Here is an 11,978-nt window from a genome sequence, read left to right on the forward strand (position 1 = left end):
CTTATCACTCCTTCATTCCTTGCGAGGCTGCAATTTCTTGATAAATTTTGTTGGTGCCTAACAATTCTTGATGTGTTCCTTCACCAGCTACCTTGCCATTGTCCATGAGGATGATGTGATCAGCATGGGCGATTGTACTCAAACGCTGAGCAATGATTACTAGTGTTTTGTTCGAAAATTCTTTGGTGAGTGCTTTTCGCAAAGCAGCATCTGTTTGATAATCCAAAGCCGAGAAGCTGTCATCAAATACATACATTGAAGCAGGTTTGATTAGTGCTCGTGCAATACAGATCCGTTGTTTCTGTCCGCCAGAATAGTTACTGCCTCCTTGTGCCGTGACTGATTCATATTTATCAGGTAAAGTATCTACAAATGGTTTTAGCTGAGAAATTGTTGCTGCTTGATCAATTTCAGCTGGCGTGGCATCCGCTTTTCCCATTAAAAGATTTGATTTAATTGTTCCTTTGAATAAAAATGCTTTTTGGGGAACATAAGCAACCTGTTCACGAATACTATTTTGTGTTAAAGCGGTTGTTGGGATATCATTCAATCTAATTTCACCACTTGTAGGGTCGTTGATTCGTAAAAGAAGCTTCATCAACGTACTTTTTCCAGAACCAGTTGCGCCAACAATTGCTGTTGTTTTTCCAGCTAGGATGGTCAATGAAATTTTTTCAATCACTGGATTGCTTTCTTCTCCGTAGGCAAAAGAAACATTTTGATAGCTAGCAGCGCTCGCATCTCTGATTTGAAAAGAAGACGATTCTTTGGGGTCAATGATTGACGGTTCAAAATTGATTACTTCTTCTAGTCGTTTCAATGAAGCAACGGAGCGAGGGATGACCACAAAAACCATTGCTGCAAGCATAAGATATGAGAGTGCTAAAAGCGCATATTCAGTAATTGCTGCGATATTCCCGATTTGGGTGGTCTGATTGCCAACTAGGTAGCCACCGACCCAAAGAATGGATGCGTAGACAACGCCCATAATCAAAAAAGCGGTAGGAGTGATGAAAGCGAAAATTTTATTCACTTGAATCATCTGATTTGCATAATTAGTAAAGGATTCATTGGTTTTTGCTTCTTCGTGGTCTTGATTATTGAATGCACGAATCATATTGATCCCAGTAAAAAACTCTCTTAGTTTGGTAGTAATACGGTCCATTTTGGGCTGAATACTTAATGCAATAGGCGTTCCTTTTTTCAGCAAAAATAATAATACAACCGAATAAAAGACGATGGCTACCAGTGGAATCCACAATAAGTTTGGAGCATTGAGATATGTCATGGTCAAAGCAAAAACAGCAATGATTGGAGCAGGTAAGATCAGTTGACAAAACATCACAATCATTTGTTGAACATTGTCCACATCATTTGTCATACGAGTGAGCAAGGTGCTAGAGCCAATTTTATCAATATCAGAAATGCTTAGTTCTTGAAATTTTTGGAAAAACGATTTTCTGATTTGGCGACCAAAACGTCCGCCAAGAATTGCTGATAGATAGCTACCAATCACGGCAGCAATTGTGCCTAAAATCGTAATGACAATCATTTGAACAGCGATGTGCTTGATTGCATCAAGATCATTTTTTAAAATAGCAAGATTGATTAGTTGTGCTACTAACATAGGCACTCCTAAGATTCCGATGATTTGTAGAACAATGAAACTGCTGGTCAGAGCAACGATGCCCTTATTTTGTAACAAAAAATTTTTTAGTACTTTCATAAGTCATGCCTCCTTAGTTTTGACAATAATGGAGTATACAGGTTAAAGTAGCTTTAAGGTCAAGGAGGTTTTTTCAAATGACTAAAACTTTTTCTATTGGTGAAGCTGCAAAATTTTTGAACTTGCCAACATCTACGATTCGCTATTGGGATTCGATTGGTTTGCTAACGAATTCCCGAAACGAAGCCAATGATTATCGGACATTTACATATGATGATTTGTTTGCATTGTACGATGTCAAATTCATTCGAAGTCTAGGTTTATCAATCAAAGACGTTCAGGGAATTTATCGAAAATCAGAAAAAGAAGTTTATGACGTACTGGAGCAGACAGAAAAACGTTTGGCAGAAGAAATTAAAAAATTAAAGGAAGAAATGGCACAAATTGAGCAACGAAAACGACATCTTTCATCAACTGGGTTTGATTTAACTGGAACACACGATTTGAAAATTGATTTTACGAAAATGGTTCGTGCCGATTTAGATGAAAACTTTACCGCACGAAAATATTTAGAAAAAAACTGCAACTCTGGGATTATTTGGCAAGAAAAAAATCAATCGTTAGAATATGTTTTTTGTATCGATGCAACATTTGAAGGTGAAATAGAAGAAGAAATCCTTTGGGAATACAATCCAGCGTTTGATTACCAACCAGTAATCATTGAAATAGATCCTGCCGATAATGATCGAAATAATCTGCAAGAGGCCGTCGCTTTGTTAACAGCCGAAGGTTATGAGATTCAGCAAATTATTGGCGAGTTTCTCGTAAGAAAACAATATGAGCAGACATCTGATAAGGAATATTATTTGTCATGGATTGAAATCAAAAATAAAAACAAACAATAGACGGTCGAGTGAATCTGTCTAAAAGTACGATTTGGAAATTTATCTTGTTCGTTGTAAGATAAAAGAAACCAACAAGTCATGATGAAGAGAAGGGAGAAGATGGTTAAAATAGAAGTAATCACCTTTGATCTTCAGGTCAAGATAAATTCCTTTGTTTCTAATTCAACTATTGATCCTAGATTCATCAATTTAATGTGAACGTTATTGCCGGAATTTGGAATGATAAGAAATAGTCACTAATTTTATAGATGAGGAGTATGTTTATAATGAAAAAGAGAATTTGTTTTGTCTTAGCGGTAGACGGTGGATTGGCCTATTCCACACTTCCTATAGGTTTAAGAAATCAGGAACGCTTAAAAGAGTTTTTCTCCAAAGAATATGAGGTTTCATTGAATTATCTTCGAGACAAAGAGCAGGTAGATTACCTGATCGTACCAAGACAATTGGCGCCATTCATCAATGAAAAAAAGTTGCCGATCATTGAAGTGCCATCCAATCTATTTGTTATCAAAGATTATCAAGGAATCAAAGAAATCATCGACCACTATTTTGAGCAGGAAACCAATTGATGTAGAAATAGGCTGAGGGACAGTCTTTAAAAATAGAAATATGAAGTGAAAAAACGTTTGACAGCGCTTTCTATAAATGATAATTTATTTGTATAGTAAATTGAATAGGGAAAGACAATAGGATTGTGATTATTAAGTTAAGCAAGACCTGACTAGTTTCGGCTGGTTAGGTCTTTTTTTGTGTCATTCTATCTAAGGGTAGTTGGCAATAGAATTACATGTTACTAAAATGAAATTTTTAGTAACAAGAAGCTTAAAGAAAGGAGGAGTTAGATTAGTATGGCAACTTGCCATCACTAAAAAAGAATGTGCTAAAAAGTACGTTGTTGTAGCATTCAATGAAATTTTTTACAAGTGCTTAAAAAAGAAAGGGGATAGAAATGAAAAAATGGTTGAAGGTAGTGGGAATAATTGGATTAATGTTTTCTTTATCAGCTTGTCAAGAAACAAATTCAGCAACAAGCAATGAAAAAGAGGCAAATAAAGAATCAGACCGAGTAGAAATTTATTTAGCGAGACATGGCAAAACCATGCTGAACACGACGGATCGCTCACAAGGCTGGATCGACGCACCGTTGACACCAGCAGGCATCGCTGTTGCAGAGGATTTAGGGAGAGGATTAGCAGATGTAGACTTTGATGCAGTTTACTCTAGTGATAGTGGGCGAGCAGTCGAAACTGCAACATTAGTATTGAAAAATAATGGACAAGAAAAGCTTTTAGATACATTACACACCGATAAACGATTACGTGAATTTAACTTTGGCACCTACGAAGGAATCCCCAATCCTGAAATGTGGAGTGAAATTGCTAAAGAGCAGGACAAAACATTAGAAGAGTGGCAAAATGAAATGGGTGAAGAAGGATTTGTCAAAACCATTCAAGGGTTTGCCGACACCTTGCATGAATTAGATGAAAAGAAACTTGAAGAATTAGGAAAAGAACATGACGTCGCTGCTGATGAAGTGAGTTGGCAAGCGGAGGATTACCAAACCGTCATTGACCGTGTTTCGAGTGCAGTAAACGATATTGTCAAAATAGCAGAAGAAAAAGGTCAAGATAAAATATTAGTTACTTCACACGGCATGACAATTGCTTCATTTGTCGCATCAATCGATGAGTCAGCAGAAGTTCCATCAACTGGGTTAAAAAATGCTAGTATTTGTAAAATTATCTATCAAGATGGCAAATACACAGTAGAATCAGTTAATGATTTATCTTACTTAGAAAAAGGCGCAAAAGATAAATAGACTAAATTTTTAAGTAATTAGCAATTTTTTGAAAGTTCATACACAAAAATTTATAAAAAAATTTTTTATAAGATAACTAATCAATAGAAAAAACCTTGGCTTTTTTAGGATAGCCAAGGTCTTTTCTATTTTACTTTCAATAAAGTATTCATTCTGTTCATGCAAATAATCAGTAAGTTGTCTAAATTACTCTTCGATTAGTTCTTTGAGCGCATTGGGGCGACTAGTTAAAGGTTTTCCAAGTACCTTCTGTAGATCATCAGAGACTACATCTAACTGACCTGTTTCAATATCCATTTGAAATGAGAGAAACATTTCGGCAATAGGTTGAGGAAGACCGCCCTCTACTAAGTTGTCGATAAATCCCGTTTCATCTGCAACAACGGCTTCGATTTCCTTACCACTTGCTTCCTTTAGTGCACTTGCTAATTCTGAATAGGTGATTGGTGTATTCGATAGTTCAAGAATTTCTGGATAGTCATTGTTAAACAAAACTTTTGCAGCAGCCTCAGCATATTCTCTTTTGAGAGCCCAACCAGTTTTTCCATTTTTTGCCACATATACAAATTTTCCAGTTGCTAATGCGCGCTGAATAATCGGCATTTCGTTTTCCAAATACCAATTATTTCTTAAAAAGGTATGTTTGATCTCTGCTTGTTTTATTTCTTTTTCAGTGAAAGAATGATCGGCAGCTAGTAGACTTGTTGATTGATCTGTCTTAGGAAAACTTGTGTAAACAATATATGAAACACCAGCTTTTTTTGCTGCTCTAACAACATTCGCATGTTCTGCTTGTCGATTTCCCGGAGCACCTGACACAAAAAGCAAACGATCGATTCCTTGCAGAGCTTCAACCATGGAATCCTCATCCGCATAATCACCTATTCGAACATTAAATCCCGCCTCTTGCAATTTTGCTCCTTTTTCATTATCTCGAGCTAAAGCATAGATACTTTTTTTATCAACTAGCTTGCTTAGATATTCTAATGCGTAGCCTCCAAATCCACCAGTTGCTCCAGTTACTAAATAGTTCATAATAAACACTCCTTTAAATTTTCGTCTGATAGCTGTACAAATATGATTTACACCTTTATCATAAAGAGTATGTTAAAATAAGTCAAGAAATAAATGTAAAGGAGCTTTAAAAATGAAATACTCCATACAAATGAGTGATGCAGTCCACATTCTTGCTTACATCGAGCTTTTCAAAGATACAAATCAACTTTCTAGCGAAATGATTGCTAGCAGTGTTGAAACAAATGCTGCTAATATCCGAAAAATTATGGCGAGCTTAAAAAAAGCTGGTTTGATACACACAAAAGTAGGTAAGCCAACTCCTGTTCTTGCAAAAGATCCTAGTGAAATAACTTTTTTAGATATTTATAAAAGTATTGAGGGAAATACGAATCTAATCCAAGTCGATCCCAAAACAAATCCTAATTGTGTGGTTGGTGCAAATATCCAAGATGTTCTTCTAAAAGAGTATGATTTTCTCCAAAAAAAAGTGGAAGAACAGATGGAACAAATCACATTGGATACCATTCTTCACGATATCTCTTTATTGGAAGTTCAACGAAGACCAGAAAATAAAAAAATTATAGAAAAATATCTTTAAGCTAGCTAGAATGCAGGAGTACAAAGGAATAGTGAACTTAAATATAAAATCTTTAAAGAAAACTAGAAAGTGCGAAAAAAAGCTGTCAAGGAAAAAATGACCTACTGGGGAACCTTGGTAGCTTTATTTGTATACATAAGATAATTTTATTCCTCCTTTTGTTGATGTTTCTATAACAATGTTAGTTGTAGAAACCACGACGCTCCCATAAGTAAAACAAATAATTATTTAGATCTGCTACTAGCATGTAAATGTTTACATCTAAAAGGATGACTGCATTAAATTTCTACGCATCAAAAAGATGAAAAAACTAGATGAGGTAAATGGTACGAATCAGCACGACAATGATTAGAATTTTGTAGTGGGTACAATAAAGTTCCTGAATAAATTTTTTTTTAAAGGTTTCTTGAAAAATTTGATTAAAATCAGATGATAATTTTCTGTTTTTCGTGATAATTGCATCAAATCTTTTGAAATTCTTGGCATTTAGTCAGAAAATAGCATCAGGAGGCAGTAAAATGTTAGACAAAGAAGTATACAATCAATTATTTAAACCATCTTTTTCAAAAAAAACACAAGTCACGTTTTGGGACGGTTCTACTAAAGAATATGGGGAGACTGAAGGCGAAGTCGCTTTTCACATTGTTTTTAATGAAAAAATTCCAGTGAAAGAACTAATCAACAATGCTTCATTAGCACTAGGTGAAGCGTACATGAACAAAAAAATTGAGATTGAAGGCGACTTACAAGAACTAATTTATGACGTGTATAATCAAGCACATGGTTTTTTTCACAATAATAACTTTAAAAAGTGGATACCAAAAGAAAAACATACAAAAAAACAGTCTGCTCATGATATCCATAGCCATTATGATTTAGGAAATGATTTTTACGAAATGTGGCTAGACCACACCTTAACTTATTCTTGTGCATATTTTGAAACACCAGAGGATACCTTGGAACAAGCACAAATCAATAAAGTCCATCACATCCTCGATAAACTATTTATCAAGCCGGGAGAAACACTCTTAGATATCGGGTGTGGTTGGGGGACTTTAATCTTAACAGCAGCCAAAGAGTATCATGTCAAAGCTAGTGGAATCACTTTGAGTGAGGAACAGTACCATCATATTCAAAAAATCATTAAAGAAGAAAACTTAGAAGAACTAGTTACGGTTGAGTTAAAGGATTATCGAGACTTAACTGAAACTTTTGATCATATAACTAGTGTTGGAATGTTTGAACATGTAGGAGCAGAAAATCTAAAAGAATATTTTGCAGTGATCAATAAACTTTTGGCAAAAAATGGAACAGCACTAATCCATGGCATCAGTCGTCAGCAAGGTGGTGCAAAAAATGCATGGATCAATAAATATATTTTTCCAGGGGGCTATATACCCGGTGTAACAGAATTAGTAGAACATATGACTGAAAATGATTTGCAGATAATTGACCTTGAAAGTCTACGTCGTGATTATCAATTAACTTTGGAACATTGGACGACTAATTTCCACCAAGTTGCTGATAAAGTGATTGAACAAAAAGATGAAGTCTTTTATCGAATGTGGGATCTATATTTACAGGCTTGTGCTGCATCATTTCAAGCTAGCAATATTGATGTTATCCAGTATTTATTAGTTCACCCAAATAACAATATGATTCCAATGCATCGAAATGTTTAAGGAGCGAATATCTCGCTTCTTTTTTTTTTTTTTCGGTAAACAGATGATTAGATAAGAAATAATAAATAACTTTTGATTTTTCACAAGCATATGGTATGACAGATTAATTCGTTCGTACTATTCTGGAGTTGTGAGGGGAGAAATTAATTTTATAATAAGGAAGGAGATTTATCGTGAGTAAAAGTAAAGTTATTATTGTAGGTGCATCACATGGCGGACATCAATCTATTTTAGAGTTATTATCTAGATATGGTGAAGATGTGGAGATTACGTTATTTGAGGCTGGAGACTATATTTCGTTTATGTCGTGTGGCATGGAACTTTATTTAGAGGACCAAGTAACAGACGTAAATGATGTCAGAAACTTCCGACCAGAAAACTTTCCAGAAGAAAATGTCCACATTTTGAATAATCATTTAGTAAAAGCAATCAATGCGGATCAAAAGACAGTGACTGTCACTAATACACTGGAAGATCAAACTACTGATTATGCATATGACAAATTGATTTTAAGTTCTGGTGTTACACCCAATTCTCTTCCAGTTCCAGGTACTGATTTAGAAAATGTTTATTTGATGCGTGGATATAACTGGGCAACGAAAATCAAAGAAAAGCTCAACAACCCTGATGTTAAACAAGTAGCAGTTATTGGTGCCGGATACATCGGTATCGAGGCAGCAGAAGCTTTTTGTAAAGCCGGAAAAGAAGTAATACTTTTAGATATGATTGATCGCCCATTGGGAACTTATCTAGACCAAGAAATGACAGATATTTTAGAAAAACATCTAACAGAAAAAGGAATCCAAGTAATGACTGGCGCAAAAATTGAAGCATTTTTAGGAGATGGGAAAGTTTCAGCTATTCAAGTAAACGGCGAAGAAATTCCAACTGATTTAATCATTCAAGCAGCAGGAGTGAAAGCCAATACTGAATGGTTGGAAGGAACGGTTGACTTAGACAAACGTGGTTGGATCGTAACCAATGAATACTTACAAACAAATCTCCCAGACGTATACGCTGTTGGTGATGCAACACTTGCTTATTCGATTCCAGCACGTACAAAAATGCCGATTGCTTTGGCAACAGTGGCTAGAAGAGAAGCACGTTATGTTGTTCAACATTTATTTGAAAGTATCCCAAATAAACCTTTTGGCGGAGTGGTCGGCTCATCAGCTTTGAGTGTGTTTGATTATCATTTTGCTGCAAGTGGTTTGAATAGTTTTACTGCAGATAAAGCAGGTGTATCGATCGCTTCAGCTTATTTTGAAGATACATTACGACCTAAATATGTACCAGAAAAATTCGGAAATACAAGCGTTTCTGTTCAATTGTTCTTCGATCCAATGACCCATCAAATTTTGGGTGGAGCTGTGTTATCAACCTATGATATTACTGCTCAAGGAAATGTGTTAGCTTTGGCAATTCAACAAAAATTGACCCTAGAAGATTTAGCTGAGGCAGACCTTTTCTTCCAACCAGGATTTGACCGCCAATGGAGCTTAGTGAATTTGGCAGCCCAACATGCATTAGCTGAAAAAGAATTTATTGAATAATTTTCGTATATTTATACGATGATTTCTAGCTAATTAAAAATAAAAAACACCTTCCAGATGTTTGTTTAACTTTTGGAAGGTGTTTTTTTCGTTTCAGAAGGAATTAGGTGATGAAATGAATGAAAGAATTTTAAATAGATAAATCGGTGTGTACGAATGACAATGACAAAAAAGCAGAAGCATTCATATTCAAAATAGAGATGCTTTGTCACTTCAATTGATTTGGATAACTTTAACACCAGTGTTTCGAATGTCGGTCAAAACTTTTTCAGAGCAAAAGCGATCCGTAATCAGATAGTCAAAGGCAGAAACATCCGCAATTTTAAATTTTGATGTTAAACCAATTTTTCGATGATCAGCAACAAGAATTTTACACTTGAAAGTTTGCCGAATCATCATTTCGTTAATGGTAGACTCATTCAAAATTTTTGTTGTTACACCGTTGTCAAGGCTTACTCCGCTACATCCAATAATGCAAACATCAGCATTCATAGAAGAAATTGTATTTAAAGCGATGTCACCAACTAAAGCTTCCTTTGGAAAACGCATCTCGCCTCCAGTTAAAATGTAATTACAGTTTTCTTTATGGTAAGAATAGTTGATTTTTACATTATTTGTCACAACTGTTAGATGATTTGCATGAACAAATTCAATCGTTTTTAAAGCAGTTGAACTTGAATTTATAAAGACAGTGTCATAATCATTAATATATTTACTTGCCTCGCGAGCGATTGCTTGTTTCAATCGTTCTGGTCCAGATTGATCGAAATCAGTGTTGTTCTCATAATTATAAGAACAAGAACCATACGTTCGAATAATCTCATTTTTTTCCTCTAGTAAGTTTAGATCTCTGCGAATCGTGCTGATTGAAACCTTTAAGTTCTCAGACAACTCAAGAGCAGTCATTTGCTCTTGTTGTTGAAGTAAGTCCAAAATATTTTTTTGTCGTTCCTCAATATTTGCCAGTGAGTTTTTCATCTTTAACCTCCTATATAATTTTCTTTTTAAATTAAATGATTTTTTATCTCCGAAGAATCATATAAAGTTCTTTAACTGCATCTATCATACTAAAAAAATCATTAAAACTGTCAATAACGTCATATAAATTTCAAACAATCATATAAAAGGGTTCTCAGATTCTTTTTGACACATTATGATTTAAATGTAATTAAGAAAGGAGCAATGAAAATGACTAAACAGATCACCGATGTGACAAAAGAAAGCTGGATTCTAGAGACATTCCCAGAATGGGGCACTTATTTAAATGAAGAAATTGAAAGAGAAGAAGTAAAACAAGGAACGTTTGCAATGTGGTGGCTAGGCTGTACAGGTATTTGGCTAAAGAGTGATGCAGGTACCAATATCTTATGTGATTTATGGTGCGGGACGGGGAAACGCAGTCATGGAAACAGTAAGATGAAAAAAGGCCATCAAATGATGCGAATGAGTGGTGTGCAAAAAATGCAGCCCAACTTACGGACACAACCATTCGTAATCGATCCATTTGAAATCAAAAATGTAAACGCTTTAGTTGTTACGCATATCCATTCCGATCATTTGGATATCAATACAGCGGCAGCAGTCCATCAAAACTGTCCCACAGCAAAATTTATTGGACCTAAGGAAGTAGTGCATACTTGGTTGAAGTGGGGAATTCCAAAAGAAAAAACGATGATTGTTAAGCCTGGGGATGAAGTGAAAATCAATGATATCACGATTGTTGCGTTAGAGGCTTTCGATCGTACGGCATTAGTTACCTGTGAAGATCCAGAAGTAACATTAAAAGGAACGATGCCACAAGACATGGATGAGATCGCTGTGAATTATTTATTTGAAACATCAGGAGGTAATCTTTATCACGCAGGAGATTCACATTATTCAAATTTATTCGCCAAGCATGGGAATGAACATGAAATTGATGTTTGCCTGGGAGCATATGGAGAAAATCCTCGTGGTATCACTGATAAAGTAACCTCTGTTGATATGTTACGAATGGCAGAGTCTTTAAATGCGAAAGTAGTTATTCCAGTTCACTATGATATCTGGGCAAACTTTATGGCTGATCCAAAAGAAATTACTGAGATTTGGAAATTTAAAAAAGATCGTTTGAAATATGCGTTCAAACCTTACATCTGGCAAGTTGGAGGTAAGTTTACTTATCCAACAAATAAGGATGATTTGGAATTTAATTTTTACCGCGGCTTTGACGATGTATTTACTGTAGAAAACGATACACCATTTCCATCATTCCTATAGAAAAGAGGTAAAACAGCATGCTGAACTATTTTTTCGATAATGACTTGGTAAAATATTCCGATAAAAAAATCACTGATTGGAAAGAAGCAATTAATGAAAGCTGCCAACTATTATTAGATAAACAACTAATTGATCAAACCTATATTGATGAAATCATTCATTGTGTCGAAGAATATGGTCCTTACATCGTCATTGTTCCACAAGTTGCTATGCCACATTCTTCTGAAAAAAGTCGAGGCGTGTTTGGTACAGCTATCTCATTTACAAAGATGCAGGATCCCATTCAGTTTGAAAGTGACGGTGAAGAGAAATCAGCAATTTTATTTTTTACTTTAGCAGCTAAAAACCCAAAAGAACACGTGGAAAACATTCAACGTTTATCTGAGTTATTGATGACAGATGGTTTGATTGACCGGTTAGCAGCAACTCATTCGCTTGAGGAATATCAAATGGTGATGCAAGAGTACAAGTTATAGGAGGAA

11 protein-coding genes are annotated in these 11,978 nt (G+C 35.2%); 8 read left to right on the forward strand and 3 right to left on the reverse strand.

Annotated features, from left to right (window positions below; all coding sequences use genetic code 11):
* Positions 1-4: 4 nt before the first annotated feature.
* Positions 5-1,726: an ABC transporter ATP-binding protein gene (locus tag DOK81_RS06840; protein ID WP_206909553.1), complete on the reverse strand. Its 1,722-nt coding sequence runs from the start codon at positions 1,724-1,726 to the stop codon at positions 5-7.
* Between the two features lie 77 nt (positions 1,727-1,803).
* Between DOK81_RS06840 and DOK81_RS06845 the strand changes: the two genes are divergently transcribed.
* The 3 genes from DOK81_RS06845 to DOK81_RS06855 all read left to right on the forward strand — a co-directional run bounded on the left by DOK81_RS06845 (position 1,804) and on the right by DOK81_RS06855 (position 4,390).
* Positions 1,804-2,571, forward strand: a complete 768-nt coding sequence (locus DOK81_RS06845) for a MerR family transcriptional regulator (RefSeq protein WP_206909555.1) — start codon at positions 1,804-1,806, stop codon at positions 2,569-2,571.
* Between the two features lie 266 nt (positions 2,572-2,837).
* The gene (locus DOK81_RS06850; RefSeq protein WP_206909557.1) at positions 2,838-3,140 is read left to right on the forward strand and encodes a hypothetical protein; all 303 of its coding nucleotides are present in this window, start codon (positions 2,838-2,840) and stop codon (positions 3,138-3,140) included.
* Positions 3,141-3,520: 380 nt separating this feature from the next.
* A complete protein-coding gene (locus tag DOK81_RS06855; RefSeq protein WP_206909558.1) occupies positions 3,521-4,390 on the forward strand; it encodes a histidine phosphatase family protein in 870 nt (289 codons plus the stop codon).
* Between the two features lie 186 nt (positions 4,391-4,576).
* On the opposite strand, the gene DOK81_RS06860 is transcribed toward DOK81_RS06855, so the two are convergent.
* Positions 4,577-5,425 (reverse strand): SDR family oxidoreductase, encoded by an 849-nt coding sequence (locus tag DOK81_RS06860; RefSeq protein ID WP_206909559.1) that lies wholly within the window; start codon positions 5,423-5,425, stop codon positions 4,577-4,579.
* Positions 5,426-5,537: 112 nt separating this feature from the next.
* Here DOK81_RS06860 and DOK81_RS06865 point away from each other — a divergent pair, with 112 nt between their 5' ends.
* From DOK81_RS06865 to DOK81_RS06875, 3 genes are all read left to right on the forward strand, one after another.
* A complete protein-coding gene (locus tag DOK81_RS06865; protein WP_206909560.1) occupies positions 5,538-6,005 on the forward strand; it encodes an Rrf2 family transcriptional regulator in 468 nt (155 codons plus the stop codon).
* 518 nt (positions 6,006-6,523) lie between these two features.
* Positions 6,524-7,687 carry a cyclopropane-fatty-acyl-phospholipid synthase family protein gene (locus DOK81_RS06870; RefSeq protein ID WP_206909561.1) on the forward strand — a complete coding sequence of 388 codons (1,164 nt, stop codon included), beginning with the start codon at positions 6,524-6,526 and terminating at the stop codon, positions 7,685-7,687.
* A 173-nt stretch (positions 7,688-7,860) separates the two neighbouring features.
* Entirely contained in the window at positions 7,861-9,240 is a 1,380-nt protein-coding gene (locus tag DOK81_RS06875) for an FAD-dependent oxidoreductase (protein WP_206909562.1), read from the forward strand.
* Between the two features lie 213 nt (positions 9,241-9,453).
* Here DOK81_RS06875 and DOK81_RS06880 read toward each other — a convergent pair whose 3' ends face one another.
* Positions 9,454-10,218 (reverse strand): DeoR/GlpR family DNA-binding transcription regulator, encoded by a 765-nt coding sequence (locus DOK81_RS06880; RefSeq protein ID WP_206909563.1) that lies wholly within the window; start codon positions 10,216-10,218, stop codon positions 9,454-9,456.
* A 210-nt stretch (positions 10,219-10,428) separates the two neighbouring features.
* On the opposite strand from DOK81_RS06880, the gene ulaG reads away from it, so the two are divergent.
* Together ulaG and DOK81_RS06890 are read left to right on the forward strand one after the other, a co-directional pair.
* Complete coding sequence (gene ulaG, locus DOK81_RS06885; protein WP_206909565.1) at positions 10,429-11,496, forward strand: L-ascorbate 6-phosphate lactonase; 1,068 nt, start codon at positions 10,429-10,431, stop codon at positions 11,494-11,496.
* Positions 11,497-11,513: 17 nt separating this feature from the next.
* The gene (locus tag DOK81_RS06890) at positions 11,514-11,972 is read left to right on the forward strand and encodes a PTS sugar transporter subunit IIA (RefSeq protein WP_206909567.1); all 459 of its coding nucleotides are present in this window, start codon (positions 11,514-11,516) and stop codon (positions 11,970-11,972) included.
* The last annotated feature ends 6 nt before the right edge of the window (positions 11,973-11,978 follow it).

The organism is Enterococcus sp. DIV0660C, assembly GCF_017316125.1.
In the GTDB taxonomy this organism is placed as follows: Bacteria; Bacillota; Bacilli; order Lactobacillales; family Enterococcaceae; genus Enterococcus_B.

Bases quoted from the DNA above. Each gene is read 5' to 3' on its own strand.
- DOK81_RS06880 (WP_206909563.1), bottom strand. From the start codon at position 10,218: ATGAAAAACTCACTGGCAAATATTGAGGAACGACAAAAAAATATTTTG.
- DOK81_RS06845 (WP_206909555.1), top strand. From the start codon at position 1,804: ATGACTAAAACTTTTTCTATTGGTGAAGCTGCAAAATTTTTGAACTTG.
- DOK81_RS06850 (WP_206909557.1), top strand. From the start codon at position 2,838: ATGAAAAAGAGAATTTGTTTTGTCTTAGCGGTAGACGGTGGATTGGCC.
- DOK81_RS06865 (WP_206909560.1), top strand. From the start codon at position 5,538: ATGAAATACTCCATACAAATGAGTGATGCAGTCCACATTCTTGCTTAC.
- ulaG (WP_206909565.1), top strand. From the start codon at position 10,429: ATGACTAAACAGATCACCGATGTGACAAAAGAAAGCTGGATTCTAGAG.
- DOK81_RS06840 (WP_206909553.1), bottom strand. From the start codon at position 1,726: ATGAAAGTACTAAAAAATTTTTTGTTACAAAATAAGGGCATCGTTGCT.
- DOK81_RS06860 (WP_206909559.1), bottom strand. From the start codon at position 5,425: ATGAACTATTTAGTAACTGGAGCAACTGGTGGATTTGGAGGCTACGCA.
- DOK81_RS06890 (WP_206909567.1), top strand. From the start codon at position 11,514: ATGCTGAACTATTTTTTCGATAATGACTTGGTAAAATATTCCGATAAA.
- DOK81_RS06870 (WP_206909561.1), top strand. From the start codon at position 6,524: ATGTTAGACAAAGAAGTATACAATCAATTATTTAAACCATCTTTTTCA.
- DOK81_RS06855 (WP_206909558.1), top strand. From the start codon at position 3,521: ATGAAAAAATGGTTGAAGGTAGTGGGAATAATTGGATTAATGTTTTCT.